The sequence below is a fragment of the Reyranella sp. genome (assembly GCF_030651995.1).
Taxonomy (GTDB): domain Bacteria; phylum Pseudomonadota; class Alphaproteobacteria; order Reyranellales; family Reyranellaceae; genus Reyranella.
Genome location: NZ_JAUSBN010000058.1, coordinates 11,962 through 38,378 on the forward strand (window position 1 = coordinate 11,962; position 26,417 = coordinate 38,378).

Here is a 26,417-nt window from a genome sequence, read left to right on the forward strand (position 1 = left end):
CACAATGATGTGGGCAACATATTATCGCATGTTGCATGCGCATTATTTCTCGTCAGAGTAAAGATTCTGTCTGTTTGGTGATTTTTTCGGGGCTACCACCCCTTGTGCCCGCGCGCGGGCGCACCACCTAGGACTCCCGACTAAAAAACGCCCGACGATGCAACCGTCGGCAATGCAAGCAGACAAGCAGGATGGCAACACATGGCGACACGAACATGGAATAAGGATCGCGCGACGAAGCGCATTGACGCGAAAATTACCGGCCTCCCCCTCAAGGATATCGAGATAAAGGAGTATGTCCGGGACACTGACCTCGGCAACCTCCCCGGGCACGTTGCGTACCGCGTCGACGGCGTTCATCTCTACGCCGATATTGTCAATTTAGGCGACCTGCTCAACGTGACCGCGGTCGAAGGTGAAATCTGCCACCGCCGTACGCTGCGCTTCCTGAACCTGCACTACCGGGCCATGCACCGCGTCATTCAGCGCATCGATACGGTCTTTGTCGACTTCCATAACCAGCGTCTGCACACCGTCGTTACGAAGCCGTATGATGCGGAAGCAGGCCGGGTTCACCGGGCCGTGGCCATGGGGCAGTTGATCATCGACGTGCTCGCCCAGACTGGTGAAGACGCAGATCACCCCGCTGCCAAGGTGCGCGTAGGCATCGACAGTGGGAAGGCCCTTGCAGTTAACAATGGCCGACGCGGTCACCGCGAGCCGCTCTTCCTGGGTGAGCCCGCCAACCACGCGGCGAAGCGTGCTTCGGGCGGGTCGTCTGTTGGCATTTTCCTGACGAATAAGGCGCGGAAGGCAATTGGCCTAGCGGACGCGAAGGATGAAAACTCCACCCCGCTGACGAATGATCAGATTAAAGTGTCGCAGGACAAGGCGAAGCTGGAAGTTACGGCGGATCAGATCGTCAAGGATTGGAAGCAGGATCTGGAAGACAATCCGATCGGTACGTTCGGATTTGCGGCGCATACACCGCCCTTTAACACGCTCGATATCGAGACGCTTTCTGTGAAGAACTCGCGGCGGCAGGATGCCGCCGCTATCTATGCCGATATCGACGGCTTCACCGATTATGTCGGTCGGAATATCAGCAACGATAGCAACGCCAAGCACGTCGTGCGGGCATTGCATGTCCTGCGTGCTGAACTTGATGCGGTGCTGCACGCGGATTTTGCTGGCCGCAAAATCCGCTTCATCGGCGACTGTGTCCATGGGATTGCCGCCGAGGGTACAGCGCAGACCACCGATGCCGAAGAGACCATCACCAACATGACGCTGTGCGCGAGCGCAATGCGCAGCAGCTTCGCCCTGGCGCTGGAGCGCCTGAAGGACAAAGGCACAGACGCCAGTGTCCTTGGACTGGCGGTCGGCTTCGAATACGGCCCGATGAATGTGACGCGCCTCGGCATGAAAGGCGAACTAGTCCGTTGCTCCGTTAGCCGCGGCGTTGTTGCGGCAGAGGAGGAGCAGAAGCGCTGTGCGGGATCTGAGACAGCGATTGGAAGCAAGGCTTACGACGCAGGAAGCGACGCAATCCGCAAGCTCTTTGGCGATGCGCGGAAGCGCGCCGACCTGACCTACGAGGTGGCCATCGAAGAACTGAGCGCCAAATACGATAAGGCGGCGTTGCTTTCCAAGGCGATGGCGGCCAGCACTCTGCTCAAACCCGGGACTGCAGCAGGCGCGCCCCCGTCCCCCAGCTTTCCAAACCGTCCAGCTGGTCCGACCACACCCGCCGGTTTTGCTTGATCTGGTTCTTTCAAGATCTCGACCGATCGCGCCGGGAGCGCGAGGCGATCGATGATCTCGGGAGCCGGGTTGGCTGGCTGACCCTGGTTGGCTGGCGATTCGACGACCGCATGCGCCTTGTCGTTGACGCAGACATAATAGTAGCCGGAACGCTTCGCCCGGTTACGCTGCGCTACCCGGAGCACTTTCCGGATATCCCTCCCCTTATCTTGCCGCGGGGGACGGTCGAACAGTGGAGCACGCATCAGTACGGCGCGGGCGGCGAGCTATGCCTTGAGTGGGGTCCAGACAACTGGCAGCCCGAAATAATGGGCGCTGACATGCTGGAGAGCGCCTATCGCCTGCTTTCTGGGGAGACACCGGCGTCTGATCAAACAAGCCGGGTACCTTCCAGGCACAATACGACGCTCGGGCAGCAACTGCGCGGGGAACTTTTTCGCTTTCTGGTGACCCGCGATTTCAATGAAATCGCCAAATCCATGCCGGAAAGCGCTCTCTGGACTGGCACGCTTGTGGGAACGTATCGCCGCGCCGGCATCGTCTTGGGCGTAAAGTCGATCCAGCGTAGCGACCAAGACACCTGGACGGCACCAGACTATCCCGGTGATTTACTCTGGGAGGATGGCAGCCATTATTCCTTTGCACTGGCCCGTTGGGCAAACGATAGCGCTGCGCCTCCTACCGACAATCGGACAGTATTTCGGGAGGCCATAAAGGCCCGCCATCCGGATATGCCAGATGATGTTTCGTGCGTAGTACTAGCACGGGGCACAAGACTTGATGTCTATACCGTCCTCAATGGCGACGATGAAAAGTGCCGGACCGTCACCGTAATTCCAGCCGAGGAGTCTGCCTTGCGGCTGGACGTTAATCACATCTCACTCGCAAGTCGCAGTGTCGCACTAGTTGGTTGCGGGTCCGTTGGAAGCAAGATCGGCACGATGCTCGCACGCGCTGGCGTGGGAAGTTTCGTCCTGATCGATGATGATCTAATGCTGCCGGACAATCTGGTCCGTAATGGTTTGGACTGGCGCGATGTCGGCTACCACAAGGCGGCGGCCTTGGCCCGCCAGATACGGCTCGTAAGCCCTGGCGCCAATATCGACGCGCGGGAATACAGGCTCGGCGGGCAGACATCGACGGGTTACACCGAGACCATCCTGCAATTGATTGGCAAATGTGACCTGATCATCGACGCGACCGCAGACCCGCACGTATTCAACTATCTAGCAGCAGCGGCAACACGCAGCAAAAAGCCGATGATGTGGACGCAGGTGTTTGGCGGCGGTATCGGCGGATTAGTCGCGCGTCATCGCCCGCAAAAAGAACCAAGCCCTGCGGCTATGCGAGTCCAGATTGAACAATGGTGCAATCAACGCGGGCAGCCAATCGAGCGCGACGTCACTGACTACGCTTCTCGAGAATCTGGCAAACCTCTTATTGCCGACGACGCGGATGTGAGTGTCATCGCATCTCATGCAGCACGCTTCGCAATTGATACTCTCATCCCTCGTGCACTTTCGGCTTTTCCTTTTTCCGTCTATTTGATTGGCATGCGCGAAGGGTGGATTTTCACACAGCCATTTGAGGTCTGGCCAATCGACGTCGGTACGCCGCCACCCGTTGATGGGCCGCGCGTGGATGATGCCGCTACGGCACAAGAAGTCGTTCGACTGGCCGAACTATTTACAAAGAAGAAAAATGAAACTGCTGCTGCCTCGCTCAGTTCTGAACCGCCTCCGGCATGATCTGAAGGGCGGCAAACGTCGAGAAATCGGCGGACTGATCCTAGGGGAACATGTTGAAGGGGAAACGTTCAGAATAGTTGAACTCACAGTCCAAAAGACTGGAAGTTCCCCTGTCCACTTCATTCGTGATCCATCATTCCACCAGCCGCAACTGGATGACTTCTTCGCCCGCACCGGCAACGACTATGCACGGTTCAATTATATGGGCGAATGGCACTCGCACCCAAGCTTCGAGCCGTTGCCGAGCACCGAAGACATCATGTCCATGCAAGAGATCGTCGAGGATTCCACCGTTGGCGTGAACTTCTTGGTGCTTGTCATTGCGCGTCTCATACGCCTGGATAATATCCAGCTCAGCGCGATGCTATTTCAACCCCATTATCCGCCATCAGAAATCGATGCAGTGCTCGAAGATGCAGCGGATCAAAAAGTCTCACTCGTGCGAAGGTTCTTTCGCAGCGTCTTCAATCGAGCAACTTAAGGACGCCGTGCGCCTTGATGATTTGCGAGATCTTCGTGCAGGCGGGCCCCAAGCGCGCCGCCAAATCGTCTGGTTTGTCCGGTATCTGATAGGCAATGGTATTCAGCCCGTGCAGGTCCGATGGTAGGTGCAGTCCATCGACTCTTGGGTGGATCAAGATGCTACGCAAGCGCCCGAGCTTACCCATAAAGAGTCCGAGCTCGAACAACACGTTGTCCCTTAGCGTCTTGTGCTCCCGTCCACGCGTTTGAACGATATCGTCGGGCTGAGCGATCGCTACCGCGTAGTCCGCCGTCGCAACCTGCTTTTCTAGCGCTTCTAGAGCGAAGCCACCGGCGAAGAACACCCCGTCGGTCCAGACAGTTGGCAACGACACATGCTCCAGCCCCACCTGCAGTGTCTGAGCGACCTCCAGTGATTCTTTGGATGAAATAATAAAGAGCCGTGGGTTCGCATTCGGAACAGGAATATCTCTATTCCTGGCGAAGAGGCGGCGCGCGAGTTCCTTGGCAAGATAGAGCCACATTTTTGGATGCTGCTCACAGATGCGCCGAAAGTCGGCACTGGACAATTTCAGCGCAACCACCGGTTCAGTTGCGACGACATCTGCCGAGCGCTTCTGCGCCGGCTCAATTGCAGCCATTTCGCCAACGTGTTGACCGGCCCGGCGCGGAGCAATCGTATTACCGTTAACGACGACGCTCACGACCCCGGCGATCAGCAAATACACATCATCGTCGTCCGCATTCTGCCGGACAATGTAGTCGTTCTGTTGGAATTCAAGGAGGGCGCCAACCTTGATGGCCTCAGCAGCGATTTCTACGCTGCCATCGATCAGCTCCAGGCGCCTCACCGCATCAACGAGATGCGCGGCGCCTTCCCCTTCAAATTTTTCTTTCATTGTCGTCTTCTCGATGTGCCAGCCGGCGTTCATGGAACGCTACAGCTGCAGATTGTTCCGCTTTATCTATGTACGCAACCTAAATGGCGCGGGTGGTCGAGAACGAACAGAGACTTCTCACGGAGCCGCTCAATCTGCCGCGTCTGACCAGTCCGACCGATTCACACGCTACCGCTCGATATTGCCGAACGCGTCGACGTTGCTGATTTGAAGTGAGAGATCTATCGTCTTTTATCTCCACAGAATGAAATCGAGGTGGAGAGGCGATATGATCGCGACCCCGCAAGCAGTCCGCAGGACAATTCGCCGGCAGCAGTTGAGAGAGATCGTCCCGCTTGCCGATAGCACAATCTATGACATGGAGCGGCGCGGCGATTTTCCCCAGCGCTTCTATCTCACATCACGGTGCGTCGTTTGGGATTTGGCAGAAGTCGAAGCGTGGCTTGACGCACGGCGCCGAGCCTCGCAGGCCAAGACCATCCAGCGTGCGCCGAGTCCCGATGTGAAGTTGCGCCGCTCGCGGCCCGTCAGACACTAGGGTCCAGCTCGAGCAGGCCCATTGTCGGGGGGAGCAGCGATGGCGAATACTTCTGCCCCACGACCCACGCGTCGATCAGGGTGGACCATTCCTGCAGCATATGCCGGCGTTGGTGCTCGTACTCAGCCTTGTTGTAGACACCGCGCGACGACCTTCCGTCCTCGTGCGCCAGACACTTCTCGATCCAGTCACTATTGAAGCCGAGTTCATTCAGGAGAGTAGAGCCAGTGCGTCGAAGATCGTGAACCGTGAAGGGATCGAGCGGCAGCCCCTCCCTCTTTGCCCTAGCAACGACCGCTGTCGTGATGCGATTGAATGTGGCCCGCGACATCGGGGCGTCTGCGTCGTAGCGCGATGGCAGGACGTATCGTGAATTGCCCGCACATGTCTTGAGCGCGATGAATATGTCTACGGCTTGCTGCGACAGGTAGACGTTGTGGGCTTTCGACCGCTTCATTCGCTCTTTGGGGATGGACCACACTGCGTTTTCGAAATCAACTTCATCCCAGGTCGCATCCTGCAGCTCGCTCTTCCTGACCATCGTCAGCAGGAACAACTTCATGCCCAGCCGGATCGTTGGGAGCGTCGGCACGTGCTCCAGTTGACCAAGCATGACGCGGATCTCCGCCGGAGAGAGCGAGCGATCCTTGGGAACGAACGTCGCGATCGACGCGGGCCCGACGTCATCTGCGGGATTAGGGACCTTCTCGCCATGTAGGATGGCGAACGCGAAGATCTGCTTCACGATGTCCCGCACATGGACGGCCGTGGCGGGAGCGCCACGCTCTTTGACTTTCCCGCACATCGTGCGGAGATCGTCGGGCGTGATCTCCGTCAGCAGCCTGTTCCGAAACGTCGGCAGGATGTCGCGCTCGTATATCGTGCGCCGCATTGCCTTCGTGCTGTCAGCCATGCGCGACTCTTCGAACCACTTCTCCCCGAATTCGCCGAACCGCTTCGCCTCCTTTAGTCGCCGCTTGTCGTGCTGCTTCTCTTGGGCCGGAGACCGACCCTCCGAGATGGTCCGCTTGGCGTCGACCAACCTCTCCCGCGCCCGAGCAAGCGAGAGGCCCTCAGGTCCATATCGTCCGAGCGTCAGCGTCTCGCGGCGTCCGTTGAGGCGGTAATCGTACCGGAACACAATCGCGCCCGACGGCTGTACCACGACATACATACCGTCACGGTCACTTACCTTATATAATTTCTGCTGTGATTTCAGCGCCTTAATCGCCGTATCAGTAAGCAAGGGAGCCTCCGAAAGTACAAAACATCGGAGAAAGGCGCGAACTATACCGTCACGGCGAAAGTGGCGTTGCTGAAAGGCCAATTTCTTTTTGAAATCAAATACTTAATCTCAAAAACATACCGTCAGCACCTCTCTTGGCCCTGACGGTATCGCGAAGTTGGGGTCGGGACAACAATCCCCATACCGACCACTATACCGTCAAACCGGAGCTGTACCCCCCGATAGACGGCGATAGGTGAAGCATGTCTTTTTATTATTTATCAATGCTTTAGGTCGTAGTCTGGCGTACCAGCGGATACTGCTGGAAGGGCAAAAATCATTCCCACTCGATCGTCCCCGGCGGCTTGCTGGTGATGTCATAGGTCACCCGGTTCACGCCGCGGCATTCGTTGATGATGCGGTTGGCGACGCGGCCCAGGAAGGCGTGGTCGAACGGGTAATAGTCAGCGGTCATGCCGTCGGTCGAGGTGACGGCGCGCAGCGCGCAGGCCTGGTCGTAGGTGCGCCCGTCGCCCATCACGCCGACGGTGCGGACCGGCAAGAGGACTGCGAAGGCCTGCCAGATCTCGTCGTAGAGGCCGGCCTTGCGGATCTCGTCGAGATAGACGGCGTCGACCTGCCTGAGGAGATCGAGCTTCTCCTTCGTGATGTCGCCGGGGATGCGGATGGCGAGGCCGGGGCCGGGGAACGGATGGCGGTTCACCAGGTCGGCCGGCAGGCCCAGCTCGCGGCCGAGCGCCCTCACCTCGTCCTTGAACAGCTCGCGCAACGGCTCGACCAGCTTCATGTTCATGCGCGCCGGGAGTCCGCCGACATTGTGGTGGCTCTTGATCGTCACCGACGGGCCGCCGGTGAAGGACACCGATTCGATCACGTCGGGATAGAGCGTGCCCTGGGCCAGGAAGTTTGCGCCGCCGATCTTCTTCGCTTCGGCCTCGAACACGTCGATGAACAGCGCGCCGATCGTCTTGCGCTTCTTCTCCGGGTCGGTGACGCCGGCCAGCGCCTTCAGGAAGGTCTCCGAGGCGTCGGCGTGGATCAGCGGGATGTTGTAGTGGTCGCGGAACAGGCGGACGACCTGCTCGCCCTCTTCCTTGCGCAGCAGGCCGTGGTCGACGAACACGCATTGCAGCTGGTCGCCGATCGCCTCGTGCAGCAGCACGGCCACGACGCTCGAGTCGACGCCGCCGGAGAGGCCGCAGATCACACGGCCCTTGCCGACCTGGGCGCGGACCTGCTCGATGGCGCGCTCGCGGAACGCGGCCATGGTCCAGTCGCCTTTTGCTCCCGCGATGTTCAGCGCGAAGTTGCGCAGGAGCTTGGCGCCGTCGGGCGTGTGCATCACCTCGGGGTGGAACTGCACGCCGTAATAGCCGCGGCTCTCGTCGGCGATGGCGGCGAAGGGCGCGTTCTCGCTGGTGGCGACGACGGAGAAGCCGGCCGGCAGCTTCGTCACCCGGTCGCCGTGGCTCATCCAGACCTGCTTGCGGTCGCCCGGCTCCCACACGCCCTCGAACAGGCGGGTCGAGGCCTTGATCTCGACCTCGGCGCGGCCGAACTCGCGGTGATGGCCGCTCTCGACCGAGCCGCCCAGCTCCTTGGCCATGGTCTGCTCGCCGTAGCAGATGCCCAGCACCGGCACGTCGGCGGTGAAGATGGCGGGATGGGCGGCCGGCGACTGGCCCTCGGTCACCGAGGCCGGGCCGCCGGAGAGGATGATGCCTCTCGGATCGAACGCCTTGATCCGGGCGTCATCGACGGACTGGAAGGGCAGGATTTCACAGTAAACCCCGGCTTCGCGCACGCGGCGGGCGATCAGCTGGGTAACCTGGGAACCGAAATCGACGATCAGCAAACGGTCGGTCATGGGGCGATATAAGCGTGCCCGGCCGGGGCGGCAACCGTTGTCCTCAAAGGTCCCTCACTTCGTTCGGGATGACAGCGATTTTGGGGCCGGCGCACGGCGCAAAACCCGAGAAAATTGTCATCCCGAGCGAAGCGAGGGACCTTTCGCTTCGGTTCACCCCTCCGCCGCCAGCCTTCGCCGGATCAGCGGGGCGCCGAGGTCGTGCCAGGCGTAGGCGATCTCGTCGACGTCGGTGCCGCCCATCGTGTCGACCCGCTCGCCCACCCGCTCGCCGCCCAGCCCCTCGTAGAAGAAGCGGGTCGGGTTCCGGGCCAGCATCCACAGGACGGCGGTGTCGCAGCGGTCCGCCTTGAGCTGGCGGAACAGCGTGCCCAGCAGCTTGCGGCCGAGGCCGAGGTTCTGGAAATCGGGCTCGACGTAGAGCGTGTAGACCTCGCCCACCCGGATCTCGCGGCCGTCGAGGCCTTCCGGCGGATCGCGCACCGGGCCGCAGCTGCCGAAGCCCACCACGCCCATGTCCTTGTCGTCGGCCACGAAGACGCCGCGCGCCTCGGCCGGGTCCTGCAGGAGCTGCGACCACCAGGCCGACTGGCGCACGTCCGACATGGCGACCAGCATCGCGTCGGGTAGCAGGCCGACATAGGCCGCCTGCCAGGTCTCGACATGGACCCGCCCGATCGCCGCGGCGTCGTGGCGGCTGGCCCGGCGGATGCGGATCATGCCGCAGCCTCGCCCGGTTCCTCCGGCGCGTCGGGAGCGGCCTCGGGGGCGTCCTCCGCAGGGGGGACCTCGGGCGCCGCCTTCTCCTTCGCCTTGCGCACCAGGGCGGCGGCGAAGAACCCGTCGGTGCCGTGCTTCAGGGGCGACAGGCGCAGGTAGGGGCCGTTCTCGACCTCGGGCGGCGGCTCGCTGGTCAGCACGTCGCGCCACAGCGCCCCCACCGGCACCACTTCGAACTCGGGATGGCGCTCCAGGAAGGAGGCGATCTGGTGCTCGTTCTCGGCCGGCAGGACCGAGCAGGTGGCGTAGATCAGGCCCCCGCCCGGCTTCACCAGCTTCGCCGCCGCATCGAGGATCATCGCCTGCTTCGGGACCAGTTCCTCGAGGTCCTTGGGCTGCAGGGTCCAGCGGCCGTCGGGATTGCGCCGCCAGGTGCCGGTGCCGGTGCAGGGCGCGTCGACCAGCACGCGGTCGAAGGCGCCGGCCTGGCGCTTCAGCCATTTGCGGTTGTCCGCGTCGATGGCGCGGCGCTCGACATTGTGGGCGCCGGCGCGGCGCAGCCGCTGGGCCGAGCGGTCGAGGCGGGACTCATACACGTCCATCGCGACGACGCGGCCCTTGTTGTTCATGCGGGCGGCCATCGCCAGGGTCTTGCCGCCGGCGCCGGCGCAATAGTCGGCGATCTGCATGCCGGGCTGGGCATCGACCAGGGCGGCCACGAGCTGCGAGCCCTCGTCCTGGATCTCCACCAGCCCGTTCTGGAAGGCGTCGCCCTTCACCACCGAGAGCCGCCGGCGCAGGCGCAAGCCATCGGTGGCGTAGCGCATCGGCTCGGTCTCGATGCCGTCGCGGGCCAGCGCGTCGCGCGCCTCCTCCACAGTCACCTTCAGCCGGTTGACCCGCAGATCGACCGGCGGCGGCGTGTCGAGGGCGGCGATCTCGCGGCCCCAGCCCTCGCCGTAGGCTTCCTTGAAGTGCGGCGCGACCCATTCCTGGATGTTGAGGCGGACCCAGTCGGGCTGCTCGGGATGGGGCAGCGAATGGCCCTCCATCTGGCGCAGCGCGCGAACCTCGGCCTCGTCGAGCCGCGACGGGCGGTAGGTGCCGCCGTCGAACATGGCTTCGAGCCCGGCCATGTCGAGCCCCTCGACCAGCATCAGGTCGGCGGCCACGATGGCGCGCGCCCCGCGGTCGGGATGGCGCGTGCGCTCCAGCCACCAGGCGAGCTGGCCGTAGCGGCGCAGGATGCTCCAGACGCGATCGGACACCGCCCGCCGGTCGCCGCCGCCGATGAAGCGGCGCGCCCGGAAATAGGCGTTGGCGACGAGATCGGCCGGCCGTTCGCTGTGGCTGACGATTTCGTCGAGGAGTTCTATGGTGGCCGCCACCCGCGCGCCCGGTGTCACGTCTGTCTCCTTGTCAAAGCATGCCGCTACGATGAATACGCCCGACGCGCAACGTCCGCGCTCCGAGCTTCTCCGCCGCACCGTCCTGGTCCTCGTCTCGGTCGTGATCGGCCTCGGCCTGATCGAGCTCGGCGTCCGCGCCTCGACCTGGACCTGGCTGTTCGCCTGGCCGAACTACGTGCTCGACGCGCGCAAGGTGCTGGCCGAGACGGACAATGGCCGCTCGGTGCACGACGCGCGGCTGGGCTACCGGCCGCGCCCCGGCTACGCGGCCCCCGGCGTCACGATCGACGGCGACGGGCTGCGGACCACGGGGCCCGCCCCCTTGAGCAACAAGCCGGCGGGGGACAAGGCGCCGATCCTCGCGGTGGGCGATTCCTTCACCTTCGGCGAGGAGGTCAGCGACGGCGAGAGCTGGCCGGCCGACCTGCAGCGGATCACCGGCCGGCGGGTGCTGAACGGCGGCGTGAGCGGCTACGGCTTCGACCAGATCGTGCTGCGCGCCGAGGCGCTGGCGCCGGTCTACCGGCCGGGCGCCATCGTGGTGGCCTTCATCGCCGACGACATCCGCCGCACCGAGATGCGGCGCCTGTGGAGCGCCGACAAGCCCTACTTCGATCCCGACGGCGACGGGCTGGTGCTGCGCAACGTGCCGGTGCCGCCGCGCGCCCCGGCCGAGACGACGCTGACCTTCTGGCAGCGGACGATCGGCTACTCCTACGCCTTCGACTTCCTGATGCGGCGGCTCGGCCTGCTGCACGACTGGTTCGGCGATCATATCCGGGTCCACCCGGCCGGTACGGGCGAGCTCGTCGCCTGCCGCCTCACCGCGCGGCTGGCCGGGCTGCAGAAGAGCAGCGGCGCGCCGGTGCTGCTGATCGCCGCCTACGATCCCGTCGTGTGGGACGATCCGAAATTCGCCGCCGAGCAGCGTCGCCTGACCGCGGGCCTGCTGGACTGCGCCCGCCGCAACGGGCTCGCCACGCTCGACACCTACGAGGCCCTGGCCGCGACGCCGCGGCCGCGCGATCTCTACGTGCTGTGGCACATGAACGCCGGCGGCAATGCGCTGATCGCACGGCTGGTCGCGGGCGCGCTCGGCGACAAGGGCAACTGAGATGTTCGGCCGGGCCGCGCTGGTCCTCGGCTCGGTGCTGGTAACGCTTCTGGTGCTCGAACTGGGCTGCCGCCTGTGGCGCGGGCCGGCGGCGCTGCTCGACTGGTCCAACATCATCCTCGCCGAGCGCCAGGCCACCTTGAAGGCCGGCGCCGGGCGACTGAAGCGCGACAGCGACCTGGGCTTCGTGCTGCGCCCGGGATATTCCGCGGAGGGCGTCACCTACGACCTTCACGGCCACCGCCTCACCCCGGCCCCGGCCGGCACGGTGCTGGCCGAGCCGCCGGTGCTGGTGGTGGGCGATTCCTATGCCCATGGCGACGAGGTGAGCGACGGCGAGACCTGGGCGGCCCTGCTGCAGCCGCTGATCGGCCGCCGCACCGTCAATGCCGGCGTGAGCGGCTACGGGCTCGACCAGATCGTCCTGCGCGCCGAGCAGCAGGTGCGCGAGGTGAAGCCGGCCGCGCTGGTGCTGGTCTTCATCGCCGACGATCTGCGGCGCAGCGAAATGAAGCGCGTGTGGGGCGCGGAGAAGCCCTATTTCGAGCCGACGGGCGAGACACTCGCCTTGCGCAACGTCCCCGTCCCGCCCTCACCTGCGCCCGCCGCCAGCCTCGACCTCTGGCAGCGCCTGTTCGGCTGGTCGGTGCTGGTCGACACGATCCTGCGCCACAAAGGCTGGCAGTATGAATGGTCGATCGACCATGTCCGCGTGCTGCCGCGCGGCGCCGGCGCGACCATGGCCTGCCCGCTGCTGAAGCGGCTGGCCGGCCTCGGCGTGCCGACGCTCGTGGTGGCGGAATACGATCCCTATGTCTGGAAGAATGCCGACTATGCGCGCGAGCAGCGCCGCCTCTCGCGTGTTGTGCTGGACTGCGCGCGTGCGGCGGGCCTCGGCGCGCTCGACCTGTTCGAGGCGATCGACGAGGGCGTGACGCGCGATGGCTACGCCGCGATGTTCCGGACCTCGCACCCCGGCCCGCTCGGCCACCGGATCGCGGCAGAGCAGATCGCGGCGGCGCTGAAAGAGGGTTACATGCCGCCGCGGTAGTTCGGCGCCTCGCGCATGATCTCGACGTCGTGCACGTGGCTCTCGCGCAGGCCCGAGCCGGTGATGCGCAGGAACTGGCAATTGCTCTGCATCTCGCGGATCGTGCCGTTGCCGGTATAGCCCATGGCCGCCCGCAGGCCGCCGACCAGCTGGTGCAGGATGCTGCCCACGCCGCCCTTGTAGGGGACGCGGCCCTCGATGCCTTCCGGCACCAGCTTCAAGGTGCTCTGCACCTCCTGCTGGAAGTAGCGGTCGGCCGAGCCGCGCGCCATGGCGCCGATCGAGCCCATGCCGCGGTACGACTTGTAGGAACGGCCCTGGTAGAGGATCACCTCCCCCGGCGCCTCGTCGGTGCCGGCCAGCAGCGAGCCGATCATGGCGCAGTCGGCGCCGGCGGCGATCGCCTTGGCGAGGTCGCCGGAATACTTGATACCGCCGTCGCCGATCGCGGGAACGCCCGCGGCGCGGCAGGCTTCGGCCGCCTCCATGATCGCGGTGAGCTGCGGCACGCCGACACCGGCCACCATGCGGGTGGTGCAGATCGAGCCCGGCCCGATGCCGATCTTCACGGCGTCGGCGCCGGCGTCGATCAGCGCCTGGGCGCCCTCGCGGGTGGCGACGTTGCCGGCCATCACCTGGGTGTAGTTGCTGAGCTTCTTCACCCGCGTCACGGCCTCGAGCACGCCGCGCGAATGGCCGTGCGCGGTGTCGACCACGATCACGTCGACATCGGCGTCGATCAGCAGCTGGGCACGGCGCAGCCCGTCCTCGCCGACGCCGGTCGCGGCGGCGGTGCGCAGGCGGCCCTTTTCGTCCTTGCTGGCGCCGGGGAACTTGTTGGCCTTCTCGATGTCCTTGACGGTGATCAGGCCGATGCAGCGGTAGGCGGCATCGACCACCAGCAGCTTCTCGATCCGGAACTGGTGCAGCAGCCGCTTGGCCTCTTCCTTGGTGGCACCCTCGGTCACGGTGACCAGGCGCTCCTTGGTCATGAGCGTGCTGACCGGCGTGCCGGCATCGGTGGCGAAGCGCACGTCGCGGTTGGTGAGGATGCCGGCCAGCTTGCCGCTGCCGCGCTCGACCACCGGAATGCCCGAGATCTGGTTGGCTTCCATCAGCGCCAGCGCGTCGGCCAGCGTCTGGTCGGGATGGATGGTGACGGGGTTCACCACCATGCCGCTTTCGAACTTCTTGACCCGGCGGACCTCGTTGGCCTGTGCTTCCGGCTCGAGGTTCTTGTGGATGACACCGATGCCGCCGGCCTGCGCCATGGCGATCGCCATGCCCGACTCGGTGACGGTGTCCATCGCCGCCGACATCAGCGGGATGTTGAGTTCGATGGTGCGCGTGAGGCGTGTGCGGGTGTCGGTCTGCCCGGGCAGAACCGACGACGCAGCAGGCTTCAGGAGGACGTCATCGAAGGTGAGCGCTTCCTGAATCTGCATACCAACCTCCATTGAGGAGAAATAAAAACGGCGGCCCTCGGAGAGGGCCGCCGGGTTGGCGAGCCTTTATACACACCGCCGCGCACAAGCCAAGCGCGCAGACGCGGGGCCGTTATGCACAAGTATTTCTAAACGGCGCCCAGGCGATCGCGTTTCCAGATTTCGACCCCGGACCGGCGCAGGATTGCGCAGGCGGTGGCGCAATCGAAAGAGAAGTTCAGCAGCGCAAAGTGCCTCAGCGGAATCTACCCGCGGAAGCCCGTGCCGACGACGTACATTTCCGCCGAATCGGCCCGGCTGGCCTCGGGCTTGAAATGCCGCACCTTCTCGAAGTCCCTCTTCAGCCGGTCGAGCAGCGTCCGCTCGGTCCCGCCGCGCAGTACCTTGGCGACGAAGGCGCCGCCGGGCTTCAGGATCTCGCGGGCGAAATCATGCGCGGCCTCGGCCAGCCCCATGATCCGCATATGGTCGACCTGGGTCTCGCCGGTCGCCGCGGCCGCCATGTCGCTCAGCACGACGTCGGCCGGCCCGCCCAGCAGCTCCGTGAGCAGCGCGGGCGCGTCCTCGTCGTAGAAATCCTTGGCCAGCACGGTCGCCCCCGCGATGGGCTCGACCGGCGTCAGGTCGATGCCGATCACCACGCCCTTGATCTTGCCCGAACTCACCCGTTCGACCGAAACCTGCGTCCACCCGCCCGGTGCCGCCCCAAGGTCGATGACGCGTCCGCCTGGCTTCAGGAAATGGAACTGGTCGTCGATCTGCAGCAGCTTGAAGGCCGCACGCGAGCGATAGCCGCGCTTCTTGGCCTCCTCGACATAGGGATCGTTCAGCTGGCGCTGCAGCCAACGCTGGGAGGAAACGGTGCGTCCGCGCGCGGTCTTCACGCGGACCGTGGCGCGCCGCCCCGTCGGGACGCTGCCCTTCTTGTCGCTGGCCATGCTCAGTGGCTCCGGCGGCAGAGCTGGTCGGCCTCGCGGTCGGCCTGGCGCATCAGTTCCATCAGCACGCCCTCGCGCAGACCGCGATCGGCCACGCGCACGACCGGCGCCGCCCATTGGCGACAGACCGCCTCGAGGATCGCCCCGCCGGCCAGCGCGAGGTCGGCGCGGTCGTCGCCGATGCAGGGCAGATGGGTGAGCTGGTCGACCGACAGCGTGGAAAGCTCGTCACAGATACGCAAAATTTCCTCTCGGCCGATCCTCGAACCGTCGACCAGGGTCCGGTTATAGCGCTTCAGGCCCTGATGGTGTGCGCTGATCGTCGTCACGGTGCCCGAGGCGCCGATCATCTGGACCTCGCCGCGCGCGATCGCCGGCGCAATCCGGTGGCTGGCGCAGAAGGATCGCAGGTCGGCCCGAATCCGCTCGACCATGTCGTCGTAGCAGGCCCGGCTCAGCGCCCGCTCGCGCGGCTGTCCAGGCGTGCAGGATTCGGTGAGCGTCACGACGCCCCAGGGCACCGACGTCATGCCGATCAGTTCGGTGGTCGCGCAGCCCGGACGGCCGGGGCGCGGCCTGACCCGGATCCAGCTCACCTCGGTCGAGCCGCCGCCGATGTCGATCAGCAGGGCGAAGGGGATCTCGGGGTCGAGCAGGTTCTCGCAGCTCGCCAAGGCGAGCCTCGCCTCCTCGGCCGGCTGGATCAGGTCGAAGCTGAGGCCGGTGCGCGCCTTCACCATGTCGAGGAAATCCCCGGCATTGCAGGCGCGGCGGCAGGCTTCGGTGGCGATGTGACGGGCGCGGGTCACGCGGTTGCGTTCGATCTTGGCCGCGCAGACGCCAAGCGCATGCAGCGTGCGTTCAATGGCCTCGCCGCACAGCGAACCGCTCAGCGCCACCCCCTCGCCCAGCCTGACGGGGCGAGAATAGGCATCGATCACCTCAAAACCCTCGACCGATGCCCGTGCCACCAGGAGCCGGCAATTATTTGTGCCGAGATCGATGGCAGCGAAGGTGTGCGCAAATCGACCGCTGTGCCAGCCTCCCTTGGGCGTGGATTCCCCGGTCATTCTCAACTCTTTCCTTGGCGGGATCGTAAACGAGGATTCCGCCCGCGGCGAGGCCCCGCTTGCCAATCCGTGTCGTCATCGCTAAATCGTGCGCCCGGCACGCTTGCTCGGCCCGTTGGGGGATAGTTTAACGGTAGAACAACTGGCTCTGACCCAGTTAGTCTAGGTTCGAATCCTGGTCCCCCAGCCAGCCCGCCCCTTTCAAACTGCATTTTGACAGGTCCCCGGTGCTTCCCTCCGGCCGCTTGCCGTGCGTCTATCGAAATTGCGCATCGACTGAGATTCCGATGGGCCGGACCGCCGGATCTCCATGACCCTGCAATTCCTGAAGTTCCTGCTGAGCGGTGGCACCGCCGCCCTCGTCAACCTGGTCAGCCGGTATGTCCTCAACTTCGTCATGCCGTTCGAGGCGGCCGTGGTCGTGGCCTACTTCGTCGGCATGATCGTCGCCTACCTGCTGATGAGCCGCTTCGTGTTCGGCGCGTCGGGACGTTCCGTGGCCTCCGAGGTGCGCCGGTTCGTGGTGGTCAATCTCGTGGCTTTCGCCCTCGTCTGGGCGATCAGCGTCGGCCTCGCACGCATCGTGTTCCCCGAGCTTGGACTGATCTGGCACGCCGACGACATCGCCCACTTCATCGGCGTGATGGTGCCGGCCGTGACCAGCTACATCGGCCACCGCTTCTACACGTTCGCCCGCAGGGAGCCCTGACGGCCGCTCCGACTAGGAGGAATAGAGGACGATGCCGCAGACCGCGATCCAGGCCACGGCCGTCGCCAGCAAAGGCAGGTCCGAAAGCAGCGCGTCGGTCGGCGATTCGCCGCCACCCAGCCGTTCGACCACGTACCAGTAACGGAACAGGCCGAAGATCACCAAGGGGATGGTCGCCGTCAGCGCCTGGTTCGCCGACATGACGAACAGGCTGTAGAAGACCAGCGCGCCGGTCGCCGACATCTCGGCATAGCGCTCGATAAGGGCCGGCGAGTACTTTTCCAGCACTTCACGCCCGTCCGACCCGCTGCCCAGCAGCTCCTGCCGCCGTTTCACCGCAGCGAGGTAGAGGGCAAGGCAGAGCGTCGTGATCTGCATCCATCCGGAGAGCGGCACGTCGATCACGACGGCGCCGGCCCAGATGCGCAGGACGAAGCCGATGGCGATGCTGAAGATATCGAGGACCGGCTGGTGCTTCAGGACGAAAGTATAGGCGATGTTGAGCGCGAGATAGCCCGCGATCACGGCCATGACGTAGGGCTGGAAGACGGCCGTCAGCACCAGACCGGCGAGGATCACGCCCAGCAGTGAAAGCGCCGCGCCACGCGAGACGCGCCCTGCCGCGAGCGGTCGCGACAGGCGCTTGGTCGGATGCCGACGGTCGCGCTCGACATCGTGCAGGTCGTTCACGATGTAACAGGCCGATGAAGCGACGCAGAACAGGACGAACGCCAGCAGCGACAGCTTGATCGAGGCGGGATTGGTGAACTCGCGGGCAAACACCAGCGGCGCAAAGACGAAGACGTTCTTCACCCACTGGCGTGGGCGAGCCAGCTGGATCAGTCCCGCCACCGTGCCTTTCGATTCCCCCGAATTCATTGCCCCACGCACGTTCCCCCTATCCTGTATGCGTCCTCGTCGGTTTTCTGGCAATCCCTCGGCGGCCCGCCACGCCTGCAGGCCGGCCGTTTTGGCATGGCCTTCGATCGACGGACGAAGTACGATTTGGCCTCGACATTTCGCATCTTGGGCACAGGACGGATGAGACCTGTTTCCTCCTGGGGACGCCTGAGCGCGGAGCCTCATCAAGTCACCGCACTGTCAGACATCGCCACGCTGGCCGACGAACTGCACGGCAAGGGGCCAGCCATCCCGCTCGGCAGGGGGCGCAGCTACGGCGATGCCTGCCTCAATCCCGGCGGTACGCTGCTCGACACTGCGCGGCTGGATCGCTTCCATTCCTTCGATCCCGAGATGGGCCGGCTGGTGTGCGAGGCCGGCGTGCAGCTTCGAGACATCCAGCGCTTCATGGTGCCGCGCGGCTGGGGCCTGCCGGTGATCCCCGGCACGCAACATGTGAGCGTCGGCGGCGCGATTGCCAATGACGTGCATGGCAAGAACCATCACCGCGTCGGCTCCTTCGGCAATCATGTCCGCAACCTGACTCTGGTCCGCACCGATGGCGGGGTTGTCGATTGCGGTCCCGGCGTGCGGCCCGACCTGTTCGCCGCGACCGTGGGCGGCATCGGCCTCACCGGCCTCATCGCCACCGCCGAGCTGCAGCTCCAGCCCGTGACAGGGCCCTGGCTCGACACCGAGATCCTGCCCTACCGCAGCCTCGACGAGTTCCTGACACTGGCCGACGATTCGGAGTCCCTGTGGGAGCACACCGTGTCGTGGCTCGACTGCACGGCCGGCAGCCGCGCGCGCGGGATCTTCCTGAGGGCCAACCCCGCGGTTGACCAGTCGGGCAAGCCGCCCTCCCCTCGCCGCCTCGCCGTGCCCGTCACCCCGCCGTTTCCGCTGTTCAACCGGCTGACGCTTCCGGTGTTCAACAGCGCCTATTATCACCTGAACAGCCGCCGCGGCGGCGCCCGACGCCGCCCGTTCGACACGTTCCTGTTCCCGCTCGACGACCTGCAGGACTGGAACCGGCTCTACGGCCCGCGCGGCTTCTACCAGTACCAGCTCGTCGTGCCGCGCGACGCCGGGCCCGCCGCCCTGCGCGATATCCTCGACATCATCGCCCGCTCGGGACAGGGCTCGTTCCTCGCGGTCATCAAGACCTTCGGCGACCGCGCCTCCCCCGGCCTGCTGAGCTTCCCGACCCCTGGCGTCACGCTGTCGCTCGATTTCCCCAACCGCGGCGCGCGCACCGAGCGCCTGTTCGTCGAACTCGATGCGGTCGTGCGAGCCGCCGCCGGGCGCCTCTACCTTGCCAAGGACGCCCGCATGCCCCGCGAGCTCTTTGAAGCGGGCTATCCAAGAGCGGCGGCGCTTGCGAAGTTCCGTGATCCTGGGATGAGCTCCGGCATGTCCCGACGTTTGATGGGGCAGTGAGTTGAACCAGAAGAAGCGCATCGTCGTGATCGGCGCGACCTCGGCCATCGCCGAACATTGCTGCCGGCTATGGATGCAACGCGGACCCGTCGAGCTTATCCTCGTGGCGCGGAACGTGGCGCTCGCCGAGCGCATTGCAGCCGACCTGCGCGCCCGCAGCGGCCAGGCCGAGGTCTCCGTCGAAACGATGGACTTCCTGTCGACGCCGGCGATCGCCGACTCCGTGGCGCGCTGGACGTCGCAAATGCCGGTCGACATCGCCCTCATCGCCCATGGCGTGCTCTCGCCGCAGCAGCCGTGCCAGGACGATATCGAGAAGACACGTGAGTCGGTCGAGGTCAATGGCGTCTCGCCGATCCTGTTCGCCGAGGCTTTTGCCGGCGCAATGGAACGTGCCGGCGGCGGCACCATCGGCATGATCGGCTCGGTTGCCGGCGACCGCGGCCGGCGCATCAATTATGTCTACGGTGCCTCCAAGGCGCTGATGGATCGTTACGCCCAAGGCATGCAGCACCGCTTTGCAGGTACCGCCATCAAGGTCGTCCTGATCAAGCCCGGCCCGACCGACACGCCCATGACCGCCGACCAGAAGGCGCGGGGCCGGCGGCTCGCCTCCGTCGAGTCCGTGGCGCAAGGCACGGTCGATGCCATCGACCGGGGCACGGCAGTCGCCTACCTGCCGCGTAAATGGCAGCTCATCATGTTCGTCGTGCGCGCCCTGCCCGACTTCATCTTCAACAGGCTCAACATATGATTCTCAAGGGCATCTACGACGCGATCCTGTCGCGCTGCGAGGCCGCGTTCGGCCTGCTTGCGGGCCGCCGCCTATGGCTGGCCTGGGGCGTGGCGCTGGCGATCGCGCTGTCGCTGTTCATGTCCTTTCCCCGGGTCAGCTTCTTCCTCGGCAACGACGCTCAGATCGTCAATTTCTGGCCGGTCCTCGAGCGCCAGGCCGCCGATCCGCTGGCGATGACGGGCGACCAGTACAAGGACCAGTCGTCGCACGACTCCAAGCTCGCCTTCCGCCTGACCCTGCCGATGACCATGAAGGTCCTGCACGTCGACTGGCGCGCGATGCTGGTCATCCAGTACGGGCTCGGCATCCTGTTGCTTGCTCTGGTTGGCAAGATCGCGATGGATCTCTTCAAAGACCGCATCGTCGCACTGGCCAGCGTATTCGGCGTGGCTTCCATCTATGCCGGCAAGGCCGCCTTCCTGCAGCTCGGCGGCATGGGCGACGCCTTTGCCTATACCTTCCTCACCGTGGCGGTGGCATTCCGCAATCCACCGATCATCGTAGCGGCCATCATCGTTGCATGCTTCACCGACGAACGTGCCGTCATTGCCTCGCCCCTGGTGGTTCTCTACTGGGCCATGCGCAACAGCCACGCCGGCAAGCCCAGCTGGTTCAACCTGCAGACGATCACCGTCGCCTCGGCCATTCTGATCGCCGGCGCAATCCGCCTCGTGCTGATGTTCGGTTACGGACTCCATATCCCCATCGGCACCGGCAAGGACGTCGGCTTCAGCGTCCTGCCGCTCACCCTCCCAACCCTGCAGTACGAGTTGCCGCATGTCCTTGCAGGCCTCTGGCTGTGGCCCCTCGTGGCGGGCGTGCTCCTCGTGCGGAGCCGCTGGTGGTTTTCGCTCCTGGCGATGCTCGGTGCCACGGCGGCCGTCGTCGGCGTGGCGGCCATGGTGTTCGACGTCGACCGCAGCCTTGCCTACTCGCTACCGCTGCTGTTCGTCGCGATGGCGGTGGCAGCGCGGGCGAAGCTCGGCTCCCAGGTACTCCGCTCGATCGCGATCCTGGGTTTCCTGATTTCCTTCGCCTTCCCGGTGAACAATCTGCTGGGCAGCGTCAGCAACCGTTATTCGGAGGGTAACCTCATGCCGATCGAGCTCGTGCGCTTCTATAAGTACAGCACGGCGCGCTAACCGCGGACCTGGTAGAAGCAGACCAGATCGCCGAGCGGCACCATCGTCCAGCGGTCGATCGGATAGTCGACGAACGACCTCAGGATTGCGTCGGCCTTGCCGTTGGCGAGCAGCCGCTTCTGGACCAAGACGTAGAGGCGGTCGACGCGGCCGCGATAGACCTGGGACTTCAGCATTTCCAATGTGTCGAAGTCGGCCTGGTTTGACCAGTTGCGGGCATTGCGGACTTCCAGCGCGATCTCCGGCGACGGCAGGAAGATCAGGGTCTTCTTCGCATCCGGACCGGCAAGATCGATGCTGCGGATGAAGGCAACCGCCTCCGCCGATGCGTTCATATGCCGGAAGCCCCGGTCGCCGATCGCATAGTGCGAGTTTGCCACTGTCCGCGTCACGAAGGACGTCACACCATAGAGGCATGCCAGCCCTGCCACGGCCACGAAGGAAATGCGCAACAGCCAGGACCTGCTTGCCGTAAAGGCCTGCACGACACCGACGAAAAGCAGAAGCGAGGGGATCCGGAAGTGGCGCTCGTCGAAGCTGATCGATGACCCCGTCAGCCACATGAGCAGGAAAAAAGCGAGGATTGCAGCCGAGACCGAATAGGTGAAGCGCAGATACTCCCCGTAGGCGTGGCGCAGCTGCATCCAGGTGATCGTGTAGGTCGCCAGCGCCAGCGGGAAGAAGGCATAGGCCATGGCGTCACCCGACTGCAGGATCTGCCGGCCCGGATTGCGGAACAGGTAGTTGGAGAGGTCGAGCAGCGAGAGGGCAGAACTCCACAGGCTGCCTACGCCGAAGGATATGTAGAAAAGCAGCCCATCCCGATGGACCTCCGCCGAGATGGAAGCCGCCGTCGCCCCCCGCGTGTACCAGGAGACGTAGAAGATGGCGCCCATCAGGCCGATGGTGACGCCGGCCACGACCAGCTTGCGGACGGTGTCCCTTCTGCGCCACGCATCGTCGCCGCAGATTGCCGCGCCTCCGACGACGGCCGCAGCGATGACGATGCCGTTAAGCTTGGCGAACACCATGATTGCCGTCCCCGCGACCAGCGGCAGCACCGCGAACCATCTGAGATCGCGCAGCTTCCAGGCCATGAGGACGAACCAGGGGGCGACGCCGAACAGCAGCACTTCGCCGCCGGAGTAGTTCGTGAAGGACAGGTTGAAGAACCTGGTGCAGGCAATGATCGCCAGCGCGATCGAGCTTGTCAGCAGCGAGAAACCGAATGCCCGGTAGAGGGCGAACCAGCCGAACGCGCCCAGTACGGTGAAGATCGCAACGACGATGATGATCGCCAGGCCGAGGCTCATGCCGAGATTCTCGACCAGTCCGGGAAGCACGTGCTGCCCCGGCGTCCAGGTGGCCATGAAGGCTTCGACGTCACGCGAAATATCGGATTGGTCGGGCGCGAGCGAATGGTTGAAGGCCGAGGTGCGGTCCTGGGTGTACCAGCCGAGGAATCCCCAGCCGCTGTCGGAGTACATGTTGGGCCGGACGATCGCCCCGGCGATCGTGTAACCGACAGTCAGGACAACGACGAACCCAATGCACAGCTTCGACAGCAACGCCGCAAGACGGTCGCCCCTGTCCGTGCCCTTAATCGATCCAACCATCCAATACCACCGCCCGCCGCAAAATCTGGGCGAAGTCTAGGGATACAGCCCCGGCATACAAGGCCGATCCGGACCGCAAATCACGTTAGGATCGCCCCGGTCGCCGCAATATAATGCCGCCGGATGCAATCATTCTCCCCAATGGTTTCGGTCGTCGTTCCGACCTTCAACGAATCGCAGAACCTGCCGCGCCTGGTGGGCCTGCTCGACGAGGCGATGGGTGACATTCCGTGGGAAGTCGTGTTCGTCGACGACGACAGCCCCGACGGGACCTGGAAGGTCGCCAAGCAACTGGCCAAGGACGATACCCGGGTGCGTTGCATCCGTCGCGTCGGCCGGCGCGGCCTTGCCGGCGCCTGCATCGAGGGGGCCCTCAGTTCGGCCGCCCCATACGTCGCGGTCATGGATGCCGACCTCCAGCACGACGAAGCCATCCTACCCGCCATGGTGGCCAAACTTCAGAATGACGAGGCCGATCTCGTGATCGGCAGCCGCTTCGTGGGCGACGGCAGCAGCGAAGGTGGATTCTCGGCCCGGCGGGCCTTTGCCAGCCGCGTCGCAACCCGCCTCGCCGCCTTCATCATCGGCCGGCAGGTCTCCGATCCGATGAGCGGCTTCTTCGTGCTGAAGCGTGAGGTCTTCGAGTCCGTGGCCTCCAGCCTCGTCCCATCAGGCTTCAAGATCCTGCTCGATATCCTGGCGAGCACCCGCGGGCAGATGCGCGTGGCCGAGGTCGCCTATCGTTTCCGCTCCCGCCAGGAGGGACTTTCCAAGTTCGACACGCGCGCCATCCTCGACTTCCTCGGGCTGCTGCTGCACCGGATGACGGGCGGCACCGTGTCGGTCCGTTTCCTGTTCTTCATGATCGTCGGCGCCATCGGCCTCGCCATCCATCTCATCGTCCTGCGAATCGGCATGCTGGGCGGGTTCGGCTTCGAGGCCGCGCAGTCGGTGGCGACCGTCATCGCCATGACCTCGAACTTCCTGGTGAACAATCTCCTTACCTACAGCGACATGAAACTGCGCGGCACGGCCGCATTGGCTGGGCTGCTGAAATTCTATGTCGTCTGCGGCGTGGGGGCGCTGGCCAATATCGGCGTGGCGTCGTGGCTGTTCGTCTCGAACGAGAGCTGGTGGATCGCCGGCATCGCGGGCGTCATCGTCGGCGCCACGTTCAACTACACGATGAGCTCGATCTTCGTCTGGCGGCAGCAGCAGAACTGAGGCGGCGCCGACGGCGCCGCCCCATCTTCCGGTTCAGCGGGCGTTCTCTTTCTCGAAGTCCGGCACCGCGGCCGAAGCGGCCGCAAAGCGCGGCGCCTTGGTGGCCTTGAGGGCTTCAGCGCCGCCCTCTGTCTGCATGATCTTCGCCATGATCGCCTGCTGCGCCCGCTCGAAGACGCCACGATTCTCGATCAGGAATTTCTGCGACTCGCGCAGCTTGGTCACGTAGCCGTTGATCTCCGGAATGACATAGCGCGCGACCATGTCCCAGCTGCGGCGCGTGTTCTCCGGGTTGGCCCAGTCGTGGACGAAGCCCACGACCGTGCCGAAGCCGCCGCTCTTGGCGTAGACGTCCTTGATGACTTTCACCAGATCGTCGGGCGTGCCGATCGTCGCGGCCGAGCCCGGCGTGAAGGCCGTCTTGTCCACGGCCTCGTCCGGATCGGCGAAGGGCGTCGCGCCGGGCCGCTGCAGGGTGCCGACGATGTATTCGTTGTGCCAGCGCTGCAGGCCCACCCGCGCTTCCTCGCGGGCCTTCTCGCGGGTCTCCGCGACATGCCAGCTGAGCAGCACGCGCCAGTTCCTCCGATCGACCGTCTGGCCGTGCTTCTTCGCGGCGTCCTCGGCGAACTTCCACTGCGTCGGCAGCGCCAGCAGACCCTCGTTCGACATCGAGCCGATCGAGATGATGCCGATGCCGTGCTTGCCCGCCAGGGTCATGCCGGAGGGGCTGACCTGCGACGCGACGACGAACGGCATGTCCTCCTGCAGGGGCAGCAGCTGCAGGGCCGCATCCTGCATCGTGTACCAGTCGGTCTTGTCGGTGACCCGCTCGCCCTTGAACAGGCGGCGGATGATGCCGATCGCGTGGTCCTGACGGTCACGCTGGAGCATCGGGTCGATGCCGAGCGTATGGGCGTCGGACGCCAGCGCGCCGGGCCCGGAGCCGAAGATGGCGCGGCCGCCGGTCATGTGGTCGAGCTGCACCATGCGCTGGGCCACGTTGTAGGGATGATGGTAGGGCAGCGAGATCACGCCGGTGCCCAGCTTGATGCGCTTGCTGCGCTCGCCCGCCGCCGCCAGGAACATCTCGGGCGAGGCGATCATCTCCCAGCCGCTCGAATGATGCTCGCCGCACCAGAACTCGTCATAGCCCAGCCCGTCGAGCTGCTCGACGAGGTCGAGGTCCCGGCGGAACTGCAACATCGGATTCTCGCCGATCGGATGATGAGGCGCGAGGAAGGCGCCGAACTTGAGCCGCTGCATGGTCGTACCCTCGATTCTATTGGTCTCTTTAATATGGATCCAGATCATGCCGCGTTCCCGCTGTCCGCAGGAAGGCCCTCGAATCTCTGATTTCGGTCAGCGGACACATGCCGTGCCCGAGTGCGCCCGCGGGTGCTTAGCGACGCCACACCGGCTAAGGACGCAATATCCAATTATTTCTGGGACTTGGAGCGTCCCCTGAGCCCTGACCCACCCCAGTCCTCGCCACCTCCGCGGCTCATCCTCGACATCTCGAGGCTGCTCTACGCCTCGCGGTCGCGAACGCCCAAGGGGATACCCCGGGTCGAACTCGCCTATGCCGAGGATTTCATGACAAGTGAACGGGATCGCTTGCACCTCACTGTGCTCGATCCCCTCGGCCGACTCCGGATCGTCGACGACCGGTCGGTCAGGGGCTTTCACGTGGGCGAGCGCTGCTGGATTGGGGCGAGATGTCATCGAGAGTTTGGAAGAGGGCGCCTGCCTCGATGGCTGCCTCCAGGAGTACAGCCGACTGCCTGACGCCACCGTCACCGGTATGCTGAAAGGTGCACGCGCCTTGTTGCTTCCATCCCTCGCAGAGGGTTACGGCCTGCCGCTCGCCGAAGCGCTGACGTGCGGCGCCCCGGTGCTGTGCAGCGACATTCCGGTCTTCCGTGAGGTCGGCGGTGGCGTCCTGGATCATGTCGACCCGACAGATGCTGCAGCCTGGCGCCAGGCCGTGCTCAACTATGTGCTGCAGCATTCGCCGCAGCGTCGGGCGCACCTTCGCCGACTGGGCTGCTGGTCGCGGTCGACCTGGGAACAGCATTTCGCCGTGGTCGACACCGCGCTGAGCAAAGAAAAAGGCGGCCCGTGAGGGCCGCCTCTTCCTTGTCCAGGGTCGTCCAGCTTACTGGATGACGATTTCGACGCGGCGGTTCTGCGGCTCGCGGACGTTCGGGCCGGTCTGCACCAGCAGACCCTGCTCGCCACGGCCCACCACCGCGATCGCGGTCGCCGGCACGCCTTCGCGCACCAGAGCGTCCTTGA

The 26,417-nt window shown here is 64.7% G+C and carries 23 protein-coding genes and 1 tRNA gene; 13 read left to right on the forward strand and 11 right to left on the reverse strand.

Annotated features, from left to right (window positions below):
- Nucleotides 1–201: 201 nt before the first annotated feature.
- The 3 genes from Q7V45_RS18215 to Q7V45_RS18225 are packed head-to-tail and all read left to right on the forward strand — an operon-like array spanning nt 202 to nt 3,993.
- The gene (locus Q7V45_RS18215; RefSeq protein WP_304854572.1) at nt 202–1,764 is read left to right on the forward strand and encodes an adenylate/guanylate cyclase domain-containing protein; all 1,563 of its coding nucleotides are present in this window, start codon (nt 202–204) and stop codon (nt 1,762–1,764) included.
- The gene (locus tag Q7V45_RS18220; protein ID WP_304854573.1) at nt 1,761–3,512 is read left to right on the forward strand and encodes a ThiF family adenylyltransferase; all 1,752 of its coding nucleotides are present in this window, start codon (nt 1,761–1,763) and stop codon (nt 3,510–3,512) included. Before Q7V45_RS18215 ends, Q7V45_RS18220 begins: the two co-directional genes overlap by 4 nt.
- The gene (locus tag Q7V45_RS18225; protein ID WP_304854576.1) at nt 3,466–3,993 is read left to right on the forward strand and encodes a Mov34/MPN/PAD-1 family protein; all 528 of its coding nucleotides are present in this window, start codon (nt 3,466–3,468) and stop codon (nt 3,991–3,993) included. Before Q7V45_RS18220 ends, Q7V45_RS18225 begins: the two co-directional genes overlap by 47 nt.
- Here the strand turns inward: Q7V45_RS18225 and Q7V45_RS18230 are convergent.
- Nucleotides 3,977–4,927: a TIR domain-containing protein gene (locus Q7V45_RS18230; protein ID WP_304854578.1), complete on the reverse strand. Its 951-nt coding sequence runs from the start codon at nt 4,925–4,927 to the stop codon at nt 3,977–3,979. The genes Q7V45_RS18225 and Q7V45_RS18230 overlap by 17 nt on opposite strands.
- A gap of 235 nt (nt 4,928–5,162) precedes the next feature.
- Here Q7V45_RS18230 and Q7V45_RS18235 point away from each other — a divergent pair, with 235 nt between their 5' ends.
- Nucleotides 5,163–5,432 (forward strand): AlpA family transcriptional regulator, encoded by a 270-nt coding sequence (locus Q7V45_RS18235; RefSeq protein ID WP_304854580.1) that lies wholly within the window; start codon nt 5,163–5,165, stop codon nt 5,430–5,432.
- Here the strand turns inward: Q7V45_RS18235 and Q7V45_RS18240 are convergent.
- The 4 genes from Q7V45_RS18240 to Q7V45_RS18255 form a co-directional block, all read right to left on the reverse strand.
- Nucleotides 5,422–6,678 (reverse strand): tyrosine-type recombinase/integrase, encoded by a 1,257-nt coding sequence (locus Q7V45_RS18240; RefSeq protein ID WP_304854581.1) that lies wholly within the window; start codon nt 6,676–6,678, stop codon nt 5,422–5,424. The two genes, Q7V45_RS18235 and Q7V45_RS18240, sit on opposite strands and share 11 nt — an antisense overlap.
- A 316-nt stretch (nt 6,679–6,994) precedes the next feature.
- Nucleotides 6,995–8,545 carry a glutamine-hydrolyzing GMP synthase gene (guaA, locus tag Q7V45_RS18245; RefSeq protein WP_304854582.1) on the reverse strand — a complete coding sequence of 517 codons (1,551 nt, stop codon included), beginning with the start codon at nt 8,543–8,545 and terminating at the stop codon, nt 6,995–6,997.
- A gap of 153 nt (nt 8,546–8,698) precedes the next feature.
- Complete coding sequence (locus tag Q7V45_RS18250) at nt 8,699–9,265, reverse strand: GNAT family N-acetyltransferase (RefSeq protein ID WP_304854583.1); 567 nt, start codon at nt 9,263–9,265, stop codon at nt 8,699–8,701.
- Nucleotides 9,262–10,671 (reverse strand): RsmB/NOP family class I SAM-dependent RNA methyltransferase, encoded by a 1,410-nt coding sequence (locus Q7V45_RS18255; RefSeq protein ID WP_304854584.1) that lies wholly within the window; start codon nt 10,669–10,671, stop codon nt 9,262–9,264. The genes Q7V45_RS18250 and Q7V45_RS18255 overlap by 4 nt, the downstream gene beginning before the upstream one ends.
- 31 nt (nt 10,672–10,702) lie before the next feature.
- Here Q7V45_RS18255 and Q7V45_RS18260 point away from each other — a divergent pair, with 31 nt between their 5' ends.
- Nucleotides 10,703–11,788, forward strand: a complete 1,086-nt coding sequence (locus tag Q7V45_RS18260) for a GDSL-type esterase/lipase family protein (RefSeq protein WP_304854586.1) — start codon at nt 10,703–10,705, stop codon at nt 11,786–11,788.
- A gap of 1 nt (nt 11,789) precedes the next feature.
- A complete protein-coding gene (locus Q7V45_RS18265) occupies nt 11,790–12,839 on the forward strand; it encodes a GDSL-type esterase/lipase family protein (RefSeq protein WP_304854588.1) in 1,050 nt (349 codons plus the stop codon).
- Here the strand turns inward: Q7V45_RS18265 and guaB are convergent.
- The 3 genes from guaB to Q7V45_RS18280 form a co-directional block, all read right to left on the reverse strand.
- Nucleotides 12,821–14,284, reverse strand: coding sequence for an IMP dehydrogenase (gene guaB / locus Q7V45_RS18270; protein WP_304854590.1), 1,464 nt, complete (start codon nt 14,282–14,284; stop codon nt 12,821–12,823). The two genes, Q7V45_RS18265 and guaB, sit on opposite strands and share 19 nt — an antisense overlap.
- 245 nt (nt 14,285–14,529) lie before the next feature.
- On the reverse strand, nt 14,530–15,222 hold the full coding sequence (locus tag Q7V45_RS18275; RefSeq protein ID WP_304854593.1) for an RlmE family RNA methyltransferase: 693 nt from the start codon (nt 15,220–15,222) through the stop codon (nt 14,530–14,532).
- A 2-nt stretch (nt 15,223–15,224) separates the two neighbouring features.
- On the reverse strand, nt 15,225–16,292 hold the full coding sequence (locus Q7V45_RS18280) for a Ppx/GppA phosphatase family protein (RefSeq protein ID WP_304854594.1): 1,068 nt from the start codon (nt 16,290–16,292) through the stop codon (nt 15,225–15,227).
- Nucleotides 16,293–16,408: 116 nt separating this feature from the next.
- Here Q7V45_RS18280 and Q7V45_RS18285 point away from each other — a divergent pair.
- Both Q7V45_RS18285 and Q7V45_RS18290 read left to right on the forward strand, forming a co-directional pair.
- A tRNA-Gln gene (locus tag Q7V45_RS18285) sits at nt 16,409–16,482 on the forward strand.
- A 120-nt stretch (nt 16,483–16,602) separates the two neighbouring features.
- On the forward strand, nt 16,603–17,001 hold the full coding sequence (locus Q7V45_RS18290) for a GtrA family protein (protein ID WP_304854596.1): 399 nt from the start codon (nt 16,603–16,605) through the stop codon (nt 16,999–17,001).
- A gap of 12 nt (nt 17,002–17,013) precedes the next feature.
- Here the strand turns inward: Q7V45_RS18290 and Q7V45_RS18295 are convergent, their stop codons facing one another.
- Complete coding sequence (locus Q7V45_RS18295) at nt 17,014–18,087, reverse strand: decaprenyl-phosphate phosphoribosyltransferase (protein WP_370692624.1); 1,074 nt, start codon at nt 18,085–18,087, stop codon at nt 17,014–17,016.
- Between Q7V45_RS18295 and Q7V45_RS18300 the strand changes: the two genes are divergently transcribed.
- From Q7V45_RS18300 to Q7V45_RS18310, 3 genes are read left to right on the forward strand one after another with little or no spacing between them, the layout of a single operon-like run.
- Nucleotides 18,043–19,341: an FAD-binding oxidoreductase gene (locus tag Q7V45_RS18300; RefSeq protein WP_304854600.1), complete on the forward strand. Its 1,299-nt coding sequence runs from the start codon at nt 18,043–18,045 to the stop codon at nt 19,339–19,341. The genes Q7V45_RS18295 and Q7V45_RS18300 overlap by 45 nt on opposite strands.
- A 1-nt stretch (nt 19,342) precedes the next feature.
- Nucleotides 19,343–20,095: an SDR family NAD(P)-dependent oxidoreductase gene (locus Q7V45_RS18305; protein ID WP_304854601.1), complete on the forward strand. Its 753-nt coding sequence runs from the start codon at nt 19,343–19,345 to the stop codon at nt 20,093–20,095.
- On the forward strand, nt 20,092–21,279 hold the full coding sequence (locus tag Q7V45_RS18310; protein WP_304854603.1) for a hypothetical protein: 1,188 nt from the start codon (nt 20,092–20,094) through the stop codon (nt 21,277–21,279). Before Q7V45_RS18305 ends, Q7V45_RS18310 begins: the two co-directional genes overlap by 4 nt.
- Here the strand turns inward: Q7V45_RS18310 and Q7V45_RS18315 are convergent.
- A complete protein-coding gene (locus Q7V45_RS18315; RefSeq protein ID WP_304854604.1) occupies nt 21,276–22,895 on the reverse strand; it encodes a hypothetical protein in 1,620 nt (539 codons plus the stop codon). The genes Q7V45_RS18310 and Q7V45_RS18315 overlap by 4 nt on opposite strands.
- Before the next feature lie 141 nt (nt 22,896–23,036).
- On the opposite strand from Q7V45_RS18315, the gene Q7V45_RS18320 reads away from it, so the two are divergent.
- Complete coding sequence (locus tag Q7V45_RS18320) at nt 23,037–24,119, forward strand: glycosyltransferase family 2 protein (protein ID WP_304854607.1); 1,083 nt, start codon at nt 23,037–23,039, stop codon at nt 24,117–24,119.
- A gap of 33 nt (nt 24,120–24,152) precedes the next feature.
- Here Q7V45_RS18320 and Q7V45_RS18325 read toward each other — a convergent pair whose 3' ends face one another.
- A complete protein-coding gene (locus tag Q7V45_RS18325; protein ID WP_304854617.1) occupies nt 24,153–25,385 on the reverse strand; it encodes an LLM class flavin-dependent oxidoreductase in 1,233 nt (410 codons plus the stop codon).
- Between the two features lie 337 nt (nt 25,386–25,722).
- Here Q7V45_RS18325 and Q7V45_RS18330 point away from each other — a divergent pair, with 337 nt between their 5' ends.
- On the forward strand, nt 25,723–26,244 hold the full coding sequence (locus tag Q7V45_RS18330; protein WP_304854611.1) for a glycosyltransferase: 522 nt from the start codon (nt 25,723–25,725) through the stop codon (nt 26,242–26,244).
- The last annotated feature ends 173 nt before the right edge of the window (nt 26,245–26,417 follow it).